Consider the following 17,592-nt stretch of genomic DNA (forward strand, 5'->3'; position numbering starts at 1 on the left):
AGCTTTTGCTCCGTGTAAATTGTACACAATTCGACGCATCATCCCGGGAAAACTCATTGGATAAGCTTCAAATTTTTTGATTTACTCGTTCGATTGTACAAAAAGATATTAAATATTTTACAAAAGAAAGGATTCTAAATTTTAGTATATGTATTCTATGAAAATAACAATTTTGAGTACTCTAAATTTGAATAATTATAAAATTGTATACTAAAAGTTACATATTTCTCATCCAAAATATGACGTATGTTTACTAACTTCGCGACATAGTAATGTTCTAATTGTTACCCACCGTCTACATAATGAAATTCCGTTTACTCTCTCTGATATGCATTTCATTTGCCTTCGGCTGCACTAAAAATGTGTCACCGGATGAATACAATGCCAAAGCTGCTGATCCCACCATATTTCATGAAACGGCCACGCATCTTACCGATGTGATCATTCATGATATTTTTAAACCACCTGTTGCGAGCCGGATTTACAGTTACTCATTTCTTGCGGCTTATGAGGCGCTTGTGCCGGGATATCCTGAATATCAATCACTTGGAGGCCAACTTGTGAAGTTTATGCCACCACCGAAACCGGACTCATCCCTCGCTTACTGTTATCCGCTGGCTAGTGTAAAAGCGTTTGCCACGGTTGGCAGGACGCTTACTTTCTCTGGAAATATGTGGGACGACTACGAAAAGGACCTTTTCGAAAAATATCATAAAATGGGCATTCCGGATGATGTTTTTGAACGCTCAACTGCATACGGTGACTCAGTGGCCAAGCATGTGCTCGCATATTCTGCAAAAGATCATTACAAAGAAATTCGCGGTTATCGTTATACGGTTACAAATGCACCCGGAACCTGGGTGCCTACGCCACCTGCATACGCGGATGCGTGCGAGCCGATGTGGAATACAGTCAGGACATTTGCGCTTGATTCGGTAACGCAGTTCCGCTGCCCGCCGCCTGCCAAATACGACTTGGACAAAAAGAGCAAGTTCATGGAGCTGGCTATGGAAGTTTACAACACCGGTAAGACCTTGACAGACGAACAGAAAGCGACAGCCTATTTCTGGGACGATAATGCTTTTGTAACCAACGTGGTGGGCCATGCCATGTTTGCCAATAAAAAAATGACCCCGGCCGGACATTGGCTGGCGATTATCAGAACAGTGACTACGGATAAAAAACTGGATCTGATGCGCTCTACCGAAGCATATACATTGGGTGCCCTCTCATTATTTGATGCGTTTTCGGCTTGCTGGGATGAAAAATATAGGACGGTGCGTATCCGGCCTGAAACTGTGATCAATAATAATTGGGACCCCAACTGGCGCCCGTTTCTAGAAACACCGGCTTTCCCGGAATATGTGAGCGGGCACAGCAGCATTTCAGCCGCGTGCGGAACGGTGCTAACCCACCTGATCGGTGACAATGTTGCCTTTACCGATACAACCGAAAAGAAATACGGCCACGGCATTAAGTCCTTTAAATCATTCAAAGAGGCTTACTGGGATGCTTCCATAAGCCGTGTTTATGGCGGCATACATTATCGCGACGGCGTAGAGCAAGGCACCTACCTCGGCGAAAAAGTTGGTGAGAATGTATGGAGACGCGCCGTTACCAAAAAAGGCCGGCACGAAATCGCAGCAAACTAAACCGGTCTTACTGGACTTGATTTGAATGGACCCGGTCCGAATTGTAATGCAGCCCGATGTTCTCGCGTCGGGCCATTGCCATTTTAATGATCAGATAGGAAACCGAGATCATATTCCGGAGTTCGCATATCGCAACAGATACTTTGGATTCCCGGTAAAGTTGTTCATGCTCTTTATGCAGCAATTCCAAACGGTCGTATGCACGCTTCATACGCCGGTCTGTGCGCACAATGCCTACGTAATTGGACATAATGCTGTTTAACTCCCGCGTCATTTCGGTTACCAGAACCTGCTCTTCGGGGTGCGTTGTCCCGGAATCATCCCACTCGGGAATGTTATCCGGTGTGACTGCCTTTGTAAAACTCTCGACCGTGCTTTCGTAAGCTCTGTGTCCAAACACAACCGCTTCGAGCAAAGAGTTGGAAGCGAGGCGATTGGATCCATGCAAACCGGTGCAGGAACACTCTCCTACCGCGTACAGGAAGTTAATGTTGGTTTTACCCCATTCATTTACCTTGATTCCCCCGCACATATAATGTTGAGCGGGCACAACCGGTATCATATCTTTTCTCACATCGATGCCCGATTTGAGGCAATATTCGGTGATGTTAGGGAAATGTTCTAGAAATTTATCATAATCCAGATGACGCACGTCCAGGTAAACATGGTCAACACCATTCTTCTTCATTTCCGAGTCAATGGCCCGGGCCACAATGTCACGGGGAGCCAGGGAAAGGCGGTCATCGTAAAGCTCCATAAATGTGCTGCCGTCCGCTCTTTTTAAGATCCCGCCAAATCCTCTTACTGCTTCGGAAATAAGAAAAGAAGGTTTTTGGCCTGGTTGGTAAAAGCTCGTGGGATGGAACTGGATAAATTCCATATTATCGCAAACGCCTTTTGCACGATATGCCATTGCAATTCCGTCACCGGTGGCAATGGTAGGATTGGTTGTGCTTTGGTAAATGTTCCCGATTCCACCCGTTGCCAGCATGGTTGTTTTAGCCAGAAACTTCTCTACTTCACCCGTTTGGCGGTTCAGCACATAAGCACCATAACATTGAATGTCCTCCCGATAACGGTAAACCGTTTCGCCCAAATGATGCTGCGTAATGAGCTCCACGGCATAGTAATGCGTAAAAACCTGAATGCTTTTGTGCCGATTCACTTCTTCGAGCAACGCGCGCTCTATCTCGGCACCGGTAATGTCTTTAAAATGAAGGATACGGTGATCCGAATGCCCGCCTTCCTTGGCCAGATCATATTCACCGCCTTTTTCTTTATCAAATCGCGTTCCGTAATCGATCAGTTCCTGAATGCGTTGCGGCGCTTCCCGCACTACGATCTCGACAATGTTCCGTTTATTAACCTCGTCCCCCGCATCCATTGTATCCTGAATGTGCTTTTCGAATGAGTCCGATTCGGCCCAAACCACTGCAATGCCGCCTTGTGCATATTTGGTGTTGGTTTCATCCGCCTGCACTTTTGTAATGACAGCAATGGAAATTTCCTGCTTCAATTCATCAAAATGTCTAGCCAGTTTGGCTGCATAACTTAATCCGGCAATTCCGGAACCGATAATCAGGAAATCGAATTGGGGCATTTTATAAAGATTAGTAATTGGCGTTATTGTTAAATTCCCTTACTCAATTCGAGCATGCGGGCAACGGATTTATATGCTTTGAGCCTGATGTCCTCGGGAACGATAATCTCCGGCTGTTCATACAAAAGCGCGTTATAAACCTTTTCCAATGTATTCATTTTCATATAAGGACATTCGGAGCAAGCGCAGGTATTATTGTCGGAGCCAGGAGCCGGAATCAGCTTTTTGTCGGGCACCGATTGTTTCATTTTATGCAAAATCCCTGCTTCGGTGGCAACGATAAACTTTTGATGAGGAGATTCTTTCACAAACTTCAACAAGCCTGTTGTCGAGCTCACATAATCCGATTGCATTAGAATATCTTCTTTACATTCAGGATGCGCGATGAGCAATGCGTCCGGATTTTCCTCCCGGAGCTGTTTTAATTTTTCTCGTGAAATATCAATGTGCACAATGCAGGCTCCGTCCCATAACACCATTTCGCGGCCTGTCTTATGGGCAACATATCTGCCAAGGTTTGCATCAGGCGCAAAAATGATTTTCTGATCTAATGGCAGGCTGTTCACGATCTGCAATGCATTGGAAGATGTGCAAACAATGTCCGTCAATGCCTTAATTTCAGCCGAACAGTTGATGTAACTAATCACAATGTGATCGGGATATTGCGCTTTGAATGCTGCAAACTTATCCGCGGGAGCAGAATCAGCCAGGGAGCACCCTGCATTCAGATCGGGAATGATGACCTTTTTATTCGGGCTTAAAACCTTTGCAGTTTCACCCATAAAATGCACGCCGCAGAACACGATCATATCCGCTTCTGTGGCAGCTGCTTGCTGCGACAGTCCCAGACTATCACCAATATAATCCGCCAGGTCCTGTATTTCGGCATCCACGTAGTAATGCGCCAGGATCACGGCATTCTTCTCTTTTTTTAATCGATTGATCTCGGCAATTAAATCAATATCATCAGCAACAGCTTCGGTAACATAACCGTAACGGTTGACCTGCTCTTCAATAGTTGTCATTATGGCGAATAATTGGCTTTTAGTTGATCATAAAAATTCCGGCCACCGCGTGGACCCGAATTTACAATATTAAACCAATGAAAAGCAAAGAAAGTGCGTTGGCCAAAAAATGAAAGGCCGCAGGGAATGTCCCAGCGGCCTTTTAATGCGATTAACCAAGTCAGATTATTATAATATCCAGCGGAAGAAAACGTAAAGTGTTCCTGACAAAAGCATGGTAACCGGCAATGTTAGTATCCACGCAATCACAATGTTCCGGATTGTTCCGCCTTGTAAGTTCTTCACCCCTTTGCTCGCAACCATCGAACCCGCGATCCCTGATGAAAGCACGTGTGTAGTGCTTACAGGAAGTCCTAAATATGAGGAAACGCCGATTGTACTGGCTGCAACAAGTTCAGCAGAAGCGCCTTGTGCATAGGTCAAATGTTGCTTACCAATTTTTTCGCCAATTGTGACCACAATTCTCTTCCAGCCGACCATTGTGCCTAGTCCAAGCGAAAGAGAGATCATCAAAATAACCCAATCCGGTGCATAATCCGTGTATCGTCTGATCCCCAACTCACTGCCCGACTGCATTTTCAAAAATGTTTTGTCTTCAACATTCAGATTTGCGTGTCCGTTATCCAAAATTGTTTTCAAATTCCGGCTGATCAGCAAAAGGGAACGGCGGGCATCCATCCGGTCTTCCAAAGGCAGCTTTTTATCCACAAGTGGCTTACTAACCTGCTGATTCAGCGTATCAATTTCTGATTTGATCGTATAAAGATGCTGGCGGTCGGAAACCGATAATCTGGAAGAATCAATCGTATTTACTGCGCGCTCAATGCCTGCCAGATCTGTTTTCATTGCCGCAGGATCCACGCTGTTGTCCAGTGCAAAATGAGCAGGAACAATGCCGATCAGGATCAGCATAACAAGCCCCACGCCTTTTTGGCCGTCATTGGAACCGTGAAAAAAGCTTACTAATGTACACGTTGTGATCAAAATAGCCCTGATCCAAAGCGGAGGCGGCTGGTTTTTCTTGGGTTCACTAAATACAACTTCACGAAGCGGCTTGGAAAGCATTCTCCGTAAAATGAACATAATGATAATGGCCAGTGCAAAACCGAAGATCGGAGACGTCAGCAATGAAGTGAACAATTCCTGCGCTTTGGTCCAGTTAACCCCGGCACCTTGCGAGTTTTCAGGCATGAATGTAAATGCAAGACCAACACCCAGAATGGAGCCGATCAATGTATGCGAACTGGAACTGGGAAGTCCGAAATACCATGTTCCGAGGTTCCAGATGATGGCGCTGAAAAGCAATGAAAAAACCATAGCGGCGCTATGGTAGACATTCTGATCAATTAATAATTCAACAGGAAGCAAGTTGACAATCCCCATCGCTACGGCTATTCCACCCAGAAACACACCGCAAAAATTCATAAAACCAGACCAGATTACGGCTACATTGGGTTTCAGTGAATTGGTGTAAATAACAGTGGCGACTGCGTTGGCTGTATCGTGAAAACCATTTACAAACTCGAATGCACAGGCCGCTAAGATACTGAAAGCGAGGAGGATAAAAATGTCGGTTTCAAGACCAAACATAAAAGAAGAATATAGGTTTATTTAATAGGAGACAAAACTACTTATTCCTTGCCGTTGCAATATTACCAAATTGTTAATTCAGGATTCGGAATAAGTATTGAGGATTATGCTGCTTCTTTATTGGCCAGCTGGCCGCAAGCCGCATCAATGTCCTTGCCACGACTCCGGCGTACGTGCACGGAAACGCCCCTGTCTTCCAGATAAGCGGCAAATTTATCCAATCTATCCGCTTCTGTATTTTTGAAATCAGCCTCGGCTATTGGATTGTATTCGATGATATTAACCCGGGCAGGAACGCGTTTTGTAAATTCCCACAACTCTTTGGCATCCTGCAAAGTGTCGTTGAAGTTGTTGAAAACAATGTATTCGAACGTGATCCGGTTGCCGGTTTTTTTATAAAAGTAATTTAATGCTTCCGCCAGGTTGTCCAGCGAATTGGACTCATTGATTGGCATGATCTGGTTACGCTTCGCATCATTGGCTGCATGTAGTGATAATGCAAGCCTGAATTTCACTTCATCATCACCCAGCTTTTTGATCATTTTAGCAATGCCCGCTGTGGAAACCGTAATGCGTCTTGGCGACATATTCAGGCCCTCGGGCGATGTGATGTGCGCAATGGATTCGAGCACATTAGCATAGTTAAGCAAAGGTTCACCCATGCCCATGTACACAATGTTGGTCAATGGTGCCTTGAAACTTCCTTCGGCCTGTCTCGCAATGGCCACAACCTGGTCGTAAATCTCACCTGCTTCCAGGTTACGCTTCCGGTCCATATAGCCCGTTGCGCAAAATTTGCAGGTTAGCGAACAACCAACCTGGCTGCTTACACACGCCGTCATGCGGTCGGCAGCGGGGATTAAGACCCCTTCGACCAGATTTCCGTCAAAAAGTTTGAATGCGGATTTGATCGTTCCGTCATTGCTCTGCTGCTGTTTCGCAATGTCAAGCGAGTGGATCAGGAAGTTCTCGCTCAGCAACTGGCGCGTTGCGAGCGACAAATTGGTCATTTCATCAAAAGAATGGGCTGATTTTTTCCAGATCCATTCGAATATTTGTTTGGCACGAAAACCCTTTTCTCCATGCGTGGCAAGCCAGCTTTTGAGCTGTTCGACGTCCATTTTCCGAATATCCTGCCTATTATTAATTTCAATCATTATCTTCTATCCTGTTAGTCCAACGCGCATAGCATTCGGACAATTTTTCTGCAAAGTTACTGAAACTCAACTACCGAACGTAACCTTAATGGAATTTCGAAAGTTCAAATACACGGATTTGATGCTGAGATTACGATTCCTTCGTGGTAACTTCCTCTTTATCATCGTCGGGTTTATCATCATCCAGATACTCCCGCTTCCATTCCTTAATTAACTCCGTCCCGGAGGGCATTAATGTGAGCGCTTTGGTAATCAGGTTTGGGGCAACCGGTACGACGAGCGGATAAAGATAAGTGTCGTCCGTCCTATGCGACGGGATTTTCACACCAATCGCATTCACAAGCCAAAAGAACACGCTTATCCCGAAAACCCAGGTCAGCACACCCACCATTCCGCCCGCAACGCTGTCGAATGTTCCTAAAATAGAAAAGCGGAGCGACCTTCTGATGGAATAGCCGAATTGGTTTAAAAGAAAAATGGTAGGAAAGAAAATGGCCGAAAACCCAACATAAGGCAGGATTTTCTTGGCCACACTATCACTAAAATAGGGTGTGAGAATTTCCATTCCCAAACCCAAGAATTTGAAACCCAAAATCATGGCAATCACAAGTCCGGCAATGCCGATTATTTCAATTAAAAGGCCTTTGCGATAACCATGCAATGCTCCCCAAAGGAGGGGAAGAAGGATGAGAACATCCAATAATTTCATGCTAACAAGCTCTTTACCAAAGTAGAAACCACACGTCCGTCTGCTTGTCCTGCCAGTTCTTTGGTCGCTACGCCCATTACTTTGCCCATATCCGCAGGCGAGGATGCACCAATTCTTGTGATAATGTCCTGCAATTTAGCCCTAACCTCTTCTTCTGTGAGTTGTTTTGGAAGGAATTGCTCGATAATAGCCAGTTCTGCTTCTTCTTTTTCCAGAAGATCGGGGCGATTCTGAGTTTTATAAATATCAGCCGATTCCCTGCGTTGCTTGGCTGCCTTTGTAAGCAGTTTAAGTTCGTCATCCGAAGTTAGTTCGCCGGTTGCACCGCCTTTTGTTTCTTCCAAAAGAATGAGAGACTTAATCGCGCGCAAAGCCCGCAATGTATCCTGGTCTTTGGCCCTCATAGCATCTTTGATGCCTGATTCAACGTCCGTTTTTAGTGACATATGTTTTTAATTTTGAATGACTGAATGAGTGAATGAGTGAATGGTTTTAATTTTGGCCGAATTTAAATTCGCCAATTGGGCTGCAAAGTTAATCGAAACCTTATAAATTGTCCTATCCAGCGCAACGGTGCACGCACATTCAGCGCAGCGGCGCCCACACATTCAGTGCAGCGGCGCCCGCTCATTCACTCATTCACCCATTCAAAATTACTCTCATGACCCGATTAAGCGTTAACATTAATAAAATCGCAACTCTCCGTAATTCCCGCGGTGGTGATAATCCTAATGTGCTGAAAGTGGCGCTGGATTGTGAGCGGTTTGGTGCCCAGGGCATAACGGTGCATCCGAGGCCGGATGAGCGGCATATCCGTTATCAGGATGTTTACGATTTGAAAGAGGTCGTGACTACGGAATTCAACATTGAGGGAAATCCGTCAGAAAAAAAATTCGTTGAACTGGTTCTGGCGAACAGACCGGATCAGGTGACGCTTGTGCCAGACGCGCTGGGCGCGATCACTTCCAATGCAGGCTGGGATACAATCACCAACAGGAGCGAGCTCACGGATTTGATCCAAATATTTAAATCTGCCAATATCCGGGTTTCGGTATTTGTGGACCCGGACGAGCGAATGGTGGAAGGTGCAAAAATTTGCGGCGCCGATCGTGTGGAACTTTATACGGAGCCTTATGCCGCATATTATTTCGAAAACCGCCAAAAAGCCGTGCTGCCATTTGTACTGGCGGCCGAAAAAGCGCGGGAAGTGGGCCTGGGCCTAAATGCAGGGCACGATCTTAGCCTGGATAATCTGCATTTTCTGAAACAAAGCATTCCCTGGATGGATGAAGTTTCCATTGGTCATGCCTTGATTTCTGATGCGCTTTATTTGGGATTGGAAAATACGATCCAGATGTATTTGCGGGAACTGGAGTTGTAGTGACGTACCGGGCCGCCGGGCGGTCGAAGTGCTAGCACTATGTCATTTACCAACCCGTCCGATACTCCCGTTTTACGAACTGATTGGCAACATCAAAGTTGGTAATCTTCATATTCGCGCCGTCCCAGATTAGCTTTTGTCTTCCGGGAAAGTCAAATCCTTTGCCATCGGCTTTGGCTTCCCGGTGCAGGTAGGATCTTACGGCGAGATTTCCCATGAGCACTATTTCCGTCAAAGGACCCGATTCTTCAAAAGCCGAACTCGTGTAAGTGCCGTGACCCTTTTTGCATGCCTGCACAAATTGCTGCTGATGCCCTTCCGAGCCGCCGGGAACTAATGCCCGCGGTTTTATATTGGGTCTGATTGTTTCAAATTTCTTTTCCGGCCATAAGCGCGGGTTGTTACCAAACATCTCGGCACTCAAAATTCCTTTTGTTCCTGTGAAAAGCATTCCGCCGTCGACGCTTCCAAAAACGGTTTTGTAATCACAACCTTCCGGCAATTGCGGGCGCATGCCGCCGTCGTACCACGAAAAACTAATGTCCTTTCCCGGTGTTTTGGAAGCGAATTTTAAATGTATGGTTGCCGATGGCGGCGCAACATCATCAAAAAATGCCTGCTCGAAAAAGTCTGCATAAACCGAACCTACGCTGCATTCTACCGAGGTGGGGTAGCCGAGTTTCAATGCGCGGAATGGCACGTCGATGAAATGGCAGCCCATATCACCCAATGCACCTGTGCCAAAATCCCAGTAACCACGCCATCTGAACGGCATATAGGCTTCATGGTAATCGCGCTTGGGAGCTGTTCCGAGCCAGAGATCCCAGTCCACGCCTTGCGGAATGGGTTGCGATTCTCCCCTGTCCTTTGGCGATTTTACGCCTTGCGGCCAAACCGGACGGTCCGTCCAGACCTCAATCTTGTGCACGTCACCGATGATTCCAGACTGTACCAATGCTTCCGTTTGCCTGGTCCCGTCGCTGCTGCTCCCCTGGTTGCCCATTTGGGTTACCACTTTATATTTTTTGGCGGCGTTGGTAAGGTTACGCGCTTCCCAGATGTCTTTTGTCAAAGGTTTTTCCACATAAACATGCTTACCCAGCTCCATGCAAGCCATCGCAATCGGAAAATGCATATGGTCGGGCGTGGTTACCAGAACGGCGTCGATGTTTTTGGCTTCCTTTTCAAGCATTTTCCGGTAATCCTTATAATAAGGTGCATTCGGGAACTGCTTGCGGTATTTTACGGCCTGCCGGTCATCCACATCACATAACGCGACAATGTTGTCTGCGCCTTCATTATAAGCAAGCCTTATATTCACATCCGCTTTTCCACCACAACCCACGGCCGCAATGTTCAGCTTGTCGCTTGGCGGGATAAATCCTTTCCCCAAAACATGACGCGGCACGATCATAAAGGTCGATGCAGCAAGCGCACCGGTTTTCAGGAAATCCCTGCGCTTGATGTCATTTTTATTATGTTCTTTTTGCTCTTCCATAACACGTCATGAATTTGGTAAAAATGCTTGATACAAAAGCAAAAGATTGCGCGCGGCAAAGCCTACTATTTACCTCCGAAAGTTTCGGCAATGCGCATGGCGACGCTCATGTCTCCGTCGATTTTAAGTTTGCCGGTCATGTAAGCCATCATTGCATTCAGATCACCGTCAATGAGTTTAAGCGCATTTTTTGTGGAGACTTCAAAAGTGCAGTCTGCTTCGAGATCGTCATTTGTCACTGCATTCGGGACCGATTTACTGTCGATAAATACATTTCCTTCTTCTGTTTTGAATTTAACCGTAGCATTCAGGCCACTGTCGGTTCCCAGGATATTTTTAACACGATCGGTCAGAATTTGTAAGCTCATAACAGTTGGTCTTTGGGTTGTTGTAATATTTTCGGACTAAAAATGACAAATGTATGTTCCCTGATAAGAATATTCAAATGGCTTTGGTGTTTTCAGCTAAAACCACAAATTTTACATCCTTCATCAGAAAATCCTGCTGATATTATTTACTACCCAATGAGTGAAACAGTAAATCGTCCTACGTTCCTTACCATATTGTGCATCCTGACTTTTATGAGCTCCGTTTCCGGTCTCTGGACCCAATCGGAAAGATTATGGAACCCCGAGATCATGGCTGACAAAACCCGTGAAACGTTTGAAGGCGTGCGTGAAAACCTTGAAAATCAGGCCACCACTGCGGATACGAAGACCATGGACAAAATGTTTGAGGCTGTAATTGACCAAACAACTGCAGGGTCTATTAAAACCGGGGCGATCATTATGCTGATCTTCGAATCGCTTTCCTTATTCGCTGCATATCTAATGTGGAATCTGGACAAAAGAGGTTTCTACTTATATATGGGGGGAATTGCCGTTGCATTCCTTTTACCGCTGTTTCTGATCGGTGGGTGGTTAGGGGTTATTACATCCATGGCTGGGGTCTTCTTCAGTATTTTTATGCTAATTATGTATGCTTTCAATTTGAAACACATGCATTAAGCATAACCTCTTGCATTCCACGAAGAAAAGATTTTATTTTGCGGACTAATTTGAATCGAGAAAATGGCTTTAATTACAAAAATCAGAGAAAAATCCGGGATCGCTGTGACGGTTATCGCGATCAGTTTAATTCTTTTTATGGTGGGGGGCGACTTAATGGGCCCAAATTCCATGCTTGGTGGGGGAAATGACCAGACTGTTGGTGAAATCGCCGGCAAAGAAATCAACATTAAAGACTTTCAGTCACGCGTTGACGGCTTCCGCCAGAACTATGAAGCACAGTCGGGACGCAGTCTTAATGAAAATGAATTGGCTTCGCTGAGAGATCAGGCCTGGAACCAGTTTGTTGTTGACATCGCTTACAAAAAAGAATTTGAAGATCTTGGACTGACTGTTACGGACCAGGAGCTGGTTGATATGGTTCAGGGAAATCACATAAGCCCATCGATTCTACAAGCTTTTTCTGATCCTACTACTGGTAAATTTGATAAAAACGCCGTTGTTAACTATCTGAAAAATCTCAAAACGCTTCCTGTTGAGCAACAAAAATCATGGGAGAATTTTGAGAAAAGCCTTCGTGAAGAGCGCACACGTGCCAAATATGAAAACATGCTGAAACTTTCGACTTACATCCCGAAAGCACAAGCTGAAAAAGAATATGTGGCTCAGAACAGCAAAGCAACATTGCGTTACCTGTATGTGCCTTATTTCTCTGTTGTTGACACGACGATCAAAGTTACAGACAAGCAACTTGAAGATTATCTGGGCGCGCACCGCTCTGAATACAAAGGAACCGATACGCGTTCAATCGAATACGTTACATTCCCGATCCAGCCTGCCAAAGACGACAGCGCTGCATTGTATTCTGAAATTAAAGAACTTGCCCGCGGCCTTGCCACTGCAACAAACGATTCCGCTTTTGCAAGCATGAACTCGGACATTCCCCTTCCGATTAATATGTCACTGGGAACCATGTCTGACCAGTTGAAAGAAGCTGTGAAAACATTCGTTCCGGGTGGTGTTTACGGTCCTTACCGCGAAGGCAATACTTATTACATTTACAAATACGGTGGAACGCGCGTAGATACAGTTGCTTCTGCAAGAGCAAGTCACATTCTGATCCGTGCTGAAAACCAATCTGATTCTGCGAAAGCTGCGGCTCGTACCAAGGCGGAAGGCATTCTTGCTCAGATTCGCGCCGGTGCTAATTTTGAAGCGCTTGCTGCAACAACCAGCGCCGATCCACAGTCTGCACAGCGTGGAGGCGACCTGAGCTATTTCCAGAACAATGGTCAGATGGTTAAGCCTTTCGAAGAAGCTGTTTTCTCTGCAACTGCTCCTGGCCTGATCCCAAGATTGATAGAAAGCCAATTTGGTTTCCACATTATCAAGGTAACCGATCCAAAATCGAACACATTGTACCGAATTGCAGCCATCGGAAAGACGATTGCCCCAAGCCAGGCAACACGTGACGAGGCTTATCGGAAGGCTGACGAATTTGCTAACACTGTAAAAACGAAAACGGCATTTGACGAAGCGGTTAAGAAAAATAAGGCATTGGTTGTCGCCAACGCAAACCGTATTCCTGAGTCTGCAACGAACATTAATGCAATCCAGAATGGCCGTGATATTGTTAGATGGGCATTTAAGGATGATTCAGACATTAACGAAGTATCTCCGGTTTTCGAAACTGAGGAACAATATATCGTAGCGGTCTTGGTTGGCAAGTCTGACGCGAAGGATGTAAAAGTTGCTGACTTCCACGACGAACTGACAACGAAAGTGCGTAACCAGATCAAAGCTGAGCAGATCACTGCCAAGCTGAAAGGCGCAACGGGCGACCTTCCTGCCATTGCTGCAAAATACGGCGCGGGTGCATTGGTTGAGAACGCAACGGACATTTCCCTTGCAACCGGTTTCCTTACCAGCGCAGGATTTGATCCTATCGCATTGGGTAAAGCATTCGGCTTGAAACCGGGTCAGAAATCAGGTGTTTTCACTGGCGAGAATGGGGTGTTCATTATGGAACTGGTTAGCAAAACAGAAGCGCCTAAAGTCGCTGATTATACGCAGTACAAGACGCAGCTGACGCAATCACTGGAAAGCCGCATGTCATATCTCGTGAACGAAGCCATCCGCGAGAATGCGAAAATTGAAGATCGCCGCGCGAAGTTCTTTTGAGCAATTCAAAATTTTTATCAAAAAAGAGGAGCAGAAATGATTTCTGCTCCTCTTTTTATTTTCACTGCAAATAATTCAGAAAAAAGTCATAGTATTGCAGCATGAAATGTCAATCTTACACTTATTAATAAAGAACAAATCACAATGAGCATCTTACTCGGAGAACAGGAGTATTTCAAAGGAATCGGCAAAATCGCATTTGAAGGTCCTGAAACAGATAATCCATTAGCGTATCGCTTTTACGATGAAAATCGCATCATAGCAGGCAAAAGCATGAAAGAACATCTTCGCTTTGCTGTTGCCTACTGGCATACATTCTGCGGCTCGGGACTTGATCCATTTGGCGGCCCTACACTTTTTTACCCTTGGGACAAAAAGCCAGATGCTGTTGACCGTGCGAAAGATAAGGCGGATGCCGCATTTGAATTTATCACCAAATTGGGCGTTCCTTATTACTGCTTTCACGATCTGGACGTTGTAGATTACGACGACGATGTGAAGACAAACGAAAAGCGTCTGCAAGCACTGACGGCTTATTTGGGTGAAAAACAAAAAGAATCAGGCGTAAAATTGCTTTGGGGAACTGCTAACCTGTTCAGCCATCATCGCTACATGAACGGTGCTTCCACCAATCCGGATTTTGATGTGCTTACGCATGCAGGCGCACAGGTAAAGATGGCTTTGGATGCTACCATCGCATTGGGCGGAGAAAATTATGTGTTCTGGGGAGGCCGTGAAGGTTATATGACATTGCTGAACACGGATATGAAGCGTGAGCAGGAGCACTTTGCACAAATGCTTAAACTTTCTGTTGCCTATGCCCGTGCAAATGGTTTCAAAGGCAAGTTCTTCATTGAGCCAAAACCGTGCGAGCCTACAAAACACCAGTACGACTATGATGCAGCAACAGTGGTGGGTTTCCTTCGCCAGCACGACTTGCTCGGAGACTTCTCATTGAACCTGGAAGTGAACCACGCTACATTGGCTGGACATACATTTGAGCACGAACTGCAAGTGGCTGCGGATGCCGGAATCCTGGGTTCTATCGATGCTAACCGTGGAGATTACCAAAACGGATGGGATACAGACCAGTTCCCTAACGACATCGCAGAATGGACAAAAGCATTGCTGGTGATCCTGAAAGCCGGAGGATTGCAAGGCGGTGGGATCAACTTTGATGCTAAACGCCGTCGTAATTCAACGGACGTTGCAGATGTATTCCACGCGCACATTGGTGGTATCGATACAGTGGCAAGAGCATTGATCGTTGCCGACAAGATCATGCAGAACGGCGAATACGATAAAATCCGCACCGACCGCTACGCAAGCTTTGACGGCGGAAAAGGCGCTGAATTTGAAAAAGGACAATTGAAACTGGAAGACTTGTTTGACCTGGCTGCAAGCAAAGGCGAGCCTGCAACTATTTCTGGAAAGCAGGAATATTTGGAGAATCTGATCAATAGGTTTATCTAATCTACCTGGTGAGCCCGAGCTCACTCACTTTGCCAGCGTAAATGCTATTATACTTGTCAGCCTGAGCGGAGTCGAAGGCGCGCTACTTCTGGGTAACGCGCCTTCGTCTCCGCTCAGGCTGACAAGTGTTTGGGCGCTCAGCTGACAAGCAACGTCTTACTCCTCACTCAACTCCTTATTAATAGCAACAATGCGTTGCTGGACTTCTTTCTGCACAGTTTCGAGGCGTTTATCTTCCATAGGCTTAGCCATTTCGAGAATGTTGGCTTGCAGCAGGTCACGCTCTTTGGTCACCTTATCTTTTTTTACTGTCAACCGCTTTTTAGCGTCACCGTCTGCTGATTTGATCTTTTCGTCCAGCTCCACAACCCGCTCCTGTAATTCGGATTCCTCCTTTTTCAATGAGGCTAGATATTCCTGCTGTTTTTCATTGAGCTTCTGATTCGCTTCCAGCAAGTCTTCTTTCGCGTCTTCCATCTCGGATGTGTCAGATGTGTTTGCAATTTCCTCACTGGCTTCGTCAGCGGTTTCAAGCGCCTGCTCTTCGGCATTGGCCAGTTCCTTTCTGTCTTTATCGGATCCTGAGTTACAGCCAACGAACAATGCGCCGGCAGCAATGGCGAAATTTGCAAAAAAGATTCTTGTTAACTTTTTCATTATTAGTATCAAGTTAGGTGATATTAATCCCGACCTTCAAATACAATGCCAGCAACAAATAAGCCGCTGGAAATTCCAGCGGCTTATGCTTTTACAAATCATACGATTAGCCTAAAATACATCCATAACTTAATATCCGTTATTCTGACGCAAGCTTGTGTTGTTGCGAATTTCAGAAGTAGGGATCGGGAACAGCAATTCTCTTTCTGTCACAGTCGGCCCGTAAGAGAATTTATGACCCACGTAATTTTCAAAAGTTTTTGTTTTTACGTTGAATGCTTTCCGTAACCTCACCATATCAAACCAGGTAATGTTCTCGAAACACAGCTCGTGCCAGCGCTCTTTCCAGATCGCTTCACGCAATTTGTCCTTCGCTAAACCCGCAAGTGCAGGCAACTGTGCGCGCGTTCTGATCGCGTTGACCGATTCTAAAACTTTGGCAGACGGCCCGGTTGCTTCATTGGCAGCTTCGGCATATGTCAGCAAAACATCTGCATAACGGATGACAGGCCAGTTCAGATCACTGTTAGCAGTGCTGGTTTGCGCTACGTTATCAAAATGTTTGTAAATAAAATATCCACCCAAATCCACTTCTTTGTTGCGATCTGTCTCATTGGTGAATTTGGTATAGAAAAATTGTTTCTCCTGAATCCGCAGATCGGCCGCATCATACGATTTCACAAAATCACCCGTCGAATAAATCCCGCCCGTTTCGTCCGAATATTGTGAGATATTCTTGTTATAAGGAATGATGGACACCTGCCAGTTGGAAGGAAGGAGCTGCGTACGAAACTGGATCATAAAGATGTTCTCTTCCACATTTTTTTTAGCCGGATTGTGCAGGTCTGCATAAGTAGTGAATAGTTTAAATTGCTTTGAATCTATCACCTCTGCTGCCTTTGCTGCTGCCAGTGCGTAATGTGTAGCACCCTTTTGCAATGGATAACCCGCCATAGTGAGGTAAACCTGCGACAGCAACGATTTTACAGCTCCCAGACTTACTTTTCCCGTTGCATCTGTCCAGGGCAAACCGGATTCCTCGGCCAGCTTCAAATCCGCAACAATCAGATTATAAACATCTTCGGGACTGGACGCGGACGGTTTCAATTGTTCCGAATCCAAATTCACGGGCTCAGTGACCAGCGGAATGTTGCCAAACAAGCGAACGAGATTGAAGTAATAAAACGCTCTGAGAAAATACGCTTCCCCAAGGAGTTTCTTCACTTCCGCTGCATCCATGGCCGGAATGGTCGGCACTTTGGCGATGGATAAATTCGCATTCGCAATTCCCCGGTAATAGGAGCCCCAGTAAGTTTGGCCGTAACCATTATCAGACGTGTTCCGGAGGTCTTTGACAAAATAGCTGTTCACAGCCTGCCCCAGATCCGTGCCCGCAAGACCGGTTGCAAATTCAGTCATCATCCAGGGGCCGCCACCAAATCCACTGCCCAGCGGATCACGCATAGGTGCGTATATGGCACTTACTGAACTTCTGCCGTGTGCAGGCTGCGTAAAGTAGTTCTCTACCGTAAAGTTGCTGGGATCGGATTCGTCCAGGAAATCACTGCATCCCGTTGCCCAGAATACGCTCAAAAGTGTTGTGAGCAGGCCGATTCTTTTAGATAATTTATTCATTTTACTTCAAGTAAGAGTCTGTAATGA

Annotated in this window: 15 protein-coding genes; 5 read left to right on the top strand and 10 right to left on the bottom strand. The window is 45.8% G+C overall.

Features of this window, described 5'->3' with window-relative positions; all coding sequences use genetic code 11:
- Positions 1-302 precede the first annotated feature (302 nt).
- Positions 303-1,652: a vanadium-dependent haloperoxidase gene (locus NFI81_RS14720; protein WP_234611697.1), complete on the top strand. Its 1,350-nt coding sequence runs from the start codon at positions 303-305 to the stop codon at positions 1,650-1,652.
- Between the two features lie 7 nt (positions 1,653-1,659).
- Here NFI81_RS14720 and nadB read toward each other — a convergent pair whose 3' ends face one another.
- From nadB to NFI81_RS14750, 6 genes are all read right to left on the bottom strand, one after another.
- Positions 1,660-3,252 carry an L-aspartate oxidase gene (gene nadB / locus NFI81_RS14725; RefSeq protein WP_234611696.1) on the bottom strand — a complete coding sequence of 531 codons (1,593 nt, stop codon included), beginning with the start codon at positions 3,250-3,252 and terminating at the stop codon, positions 1,660-1,662.
- Between the two features lie 29 nt (positions 3,253-3,281).
- Positions 3,282-4,277 carry a quinolinate synthase NadA gene (gene nadA / locus NFI81_RS14730; RefSeq protein ID WP_234611695.1) on the bottom strand — a complete coding sequence of 332 codons (996 nt, stop codon included), beginning with the start codon at positions 4,275-4,277 and terminating at the stop codon, positions 3,282-3,284.
- Between the two features lie 168 nt (positions 4,278-4,445).
- Entirely contained in the window at positions 4,446-5,867 is a 1,422-nt protein-coding gene (locus tag NFI81_RS14735; RefSeq protein ID WP_234611694.1) for an inorganic phosphate transporter, read from the bottom strand.
- Between the two features lie 104 nt (positions 5,868-5,971).
- A complete protein-coding gene (gene rlmN, locus NFI81_RS14740; protein ID WP_234611693.1) occupies positions 5,972-7,024 on the bottom strand; it encodes a dual-specificity RNA methyltransferase RlmN in 1,053 nt (350 codons plus the stop codon).
- 130 nt (positions 7,025-7,154) lie between these two features.
- Entirely contained in the window at positions 7,155-7,733 is a 579-nt protein-coding gene (locus NFI81_RS14745; protein WP_234611692.1) for a CvpA family protein, read from the bottom strand.
- Positions 7,730-8,179 (bottom strand): GatB/YqeY domain-containing protein, encoded by a 450-nt coding sequence (locus NFI81_RS14750; protein ID WP_234611691.1) that lies wholly within the window; start codon positions 8,177-8,179, stop codon positions 7,730-7,732. Before NFI81_RS14750 ends, NFI81_RS14745 begins: the two co-directional genes overlap by 4 nt.
- 215 nt (positions 8,180-8,394) lie before the next feature.
- On the opposite strand from NFI81_RS14750, the gene NFI81_RS14755 reads away from it, so the two are divergent.
- Entirely contained in the window at positions 8,395-9,114 is a 720-nt protein-coding gene (locus NFI81_RS14755; protein ID WP_234611690.1) for a pyridoxine 5'-phosphate synthase, read from the top strand.
- Between the two features lie 46 nt (positions 9,115-9,160).
- Here the strand turns inward: NFI81_RS14755 and NFI81_RS14760 are convergent, their stop codons facing one another.
- Entirely contained in the window at positions 9,161-10,612 is a 1,452-nt protein-coding gene (locus tag NFI81_RS14760) for a Gfo/Idh/MocA family protein (RefSeq protein ID WP_234611689.1), read from the bottom strand.
- A gap of 65 nt (positions 10,613-10,677) precedes the next feature.
- Complete coding sequence (locus NFI81_RS14765; protein ID WP_234611688.1) at positions 10,678-10,980, bottom strand: SCP2 sterol-binding domain-containing protein; 303 nt, start codon at positions 10,978-10,980, stop codon at positions 10,678-10,680.
- A 156-nt stretch (positions 10,981-11,136) separates the two neighbouring features.
- Here NFI81_RS14765 and NFI81_RS14770 point away from each other — a divergent pair, with 156 nt between their 5' ends.
- The 3 genes from NFI81_RS14770 (at position 11,137) to xylA (ending at position 15,273) form a co-directional block, all read left to right on the top strand.
- Positions 11,137-11,619: a hypothetical protein gene (locus NFI81_RS14770; RefSeq protein ID WP_234611687.1), complete on the top strand. Its 483-nt coding sequence runs from the start codon at positions 11,137-11,139 to the stop codon at positions 11,617-11,619.
- A gap of 63 nt (positions 11,620-11,682) precedes the next feature.
- A complete protein-coding gene (locus NFI81_RS14775; protein WP_234611686.1) occupies positions 11,683-13,800 on the top strand; it encodes a peptidylprolyl isomerase in 2,118 nt (705 codons plus the stop codon).
- 144 nt (positions 13,801-13,944) lie between these two features.
- Positions 13,945-15,273, top strand: a complete 1,329-nt coding sequence (gene xylA / locus NFI81_RS14780; protein WP_234611685.1) for a xylose isomerase — start codon at positions 13,945-13,947, stop codon at positions 15,271-15,273.
- Between the two features lie 156 nt (positions 15,274-15,429).
- On the opposite strand, the gene NFI81_RS14785 is transcribed toward xylA, so the two are convergent.
- Positions 15,430-15,930 carry a hypothetical protein gene (locus NFI81_RS14785; protein ID WP_234611684.1) on the bottom strand — a complete coding sequence of 167 codons (501 nt, stop codon included), beginning with the start codon at positions 15,928-15,930 and terminating at the stop codon, positions 15,430-15,432.
- A gap of 129 nt (positions 15,931-16,059) precedes the next feature.
- Positions 16,060-17,565 carry a RagB/SusD family nutrient uptake outer membrane protein gene (locus NFI81_RS14790; protein ID WP_234611683.1) on the bottom strand — a complete coding sequence of 502 codons (1,506 nt, stop codon included), beginning with the start codon at positions 17,563-17,565 and terminating at the stop codon, positions 16,060-16,062.
- Between the last annotated feature and the right edge of the window lie 27 nt (positions 17,566-17,592).

Origin of the sequence: Dyadobacter fanqingshengii (assembly GCF_023822005.2) — a bacterium.
In the GTDB taxonomy this organism is placed as follows: Bacteria; Bacteroidota; Bacteroidia; order Cytophagales; family Spirosomataceae; genus Dyadobacter; species Dyadobacter fanqingshengii.

Excerpts from the sequence above, each read along its gene's own strand:
- nadB (WP_234611696.1), bottom strand. The coding sequence starts at position 3,252 with ATGCCCCAATTCGATTTCCTGATTATCGGTTCCGGAATTGCCGGATTA.
- NFI81_RS14775 (WP_234611686.1), top strand. The coding sequence starts at position 11,683 with ATGGCTTTAATTACAAAAATCAGAGAAAAATCCGGGATCGCTGTGACG.
- NFI81_RS14790 (WP_234611683.1), bottom strand. The coding sequence starts at position 17,565 with ATGAATAAATTATCTAAAAGAATCGGCCTGCTCACAACACTTTTGAGC.
- xylA (WP_234611685.1), top strand. The coding sequence starts at position 13,945 with ATGAGCATCTTACTCGGAGAACAGGAGTATTTCAAAGGAATCGGCAAA.
- NFI81_RS14760 (WP_234611689.1), bottom strand. The coding sequence starts at position 10,612 with ATGGAAGAGCAAAAAGAACATAATAAAAATGACATCAAGCGCAGGGAT.
- NFI81_RS14785 (WP_234611684.1), bottom strand. The coding sequence starts at position 15,930 with ATGAAAAAGTTAACAAGAATCTTTTTTGCAAATTTCGCCATTGCTGCC.
- NFI81_RS14745 (WP_234611692.1), bottom strand. The coding sequence starts at position 7,733 with ATGAAATTATTGGATGTTCTCATCCTTCTTCCCCTCCTTTGGGGAGCA.
- nadA (WP_234611695.1), bottom strand. The coding sequence starts at position 4,277 with ATGACAACTATTGAAGAGCAGGTCAACCGTTACGGTTATGTTACCGAA.
- rlmN (WP_234611693.1), bottom strand. The coding sequence starts at position 7,024 with ATGATTGAAATTAATAATAGGCAGGATATTCGGAAAATGGACGTCGAA.
- NFI81_RS14750 (WP_234611691.1), bottom strand. The coding sequence starts at position 8,179 with ATGTCACTAAAAACGGACGTTGAATCAGGCATCAAAGATGCTATGAGG.
- NFI81_RS14765 (WP_234611688.1), bottom strand. The coding sequence starts at position 10,980 with ATGAGCTTACAAATTCTGACCGATCGTGTTAAAAATATCCTGGGAACC.
- NFI81_RS14720 (WP_234611697.1), top strand. The coding sequence starts at position 303 with ATGAAATTCCGTTTACTCTCTCTGATATGCATTTCATTTGCCTTCGGC.
- NFI81_RS14755 (WP_234611690.1), top strand. The coding sequence starts at position 8,395 with ATGACCCGATTAAGCGTTAACATTAATAAAATCGCAACTCTCCGTAAT.
- NFI81_RS14770 (WP_234611687.1), top strand. The coding sequence starts at position 11,137 with ATGAGTGAAACAGTAAATCGTCCTACGTTCCTTACCATATTGTGCATC.
- NFI81_RS14735 (WP_234611694.1), bottom strand. The coding sequence starts at position 5,867 with ATGTTTGGTCTTGAAACCGACATTTTTATCCTCCTCGCTTTCAGTATC.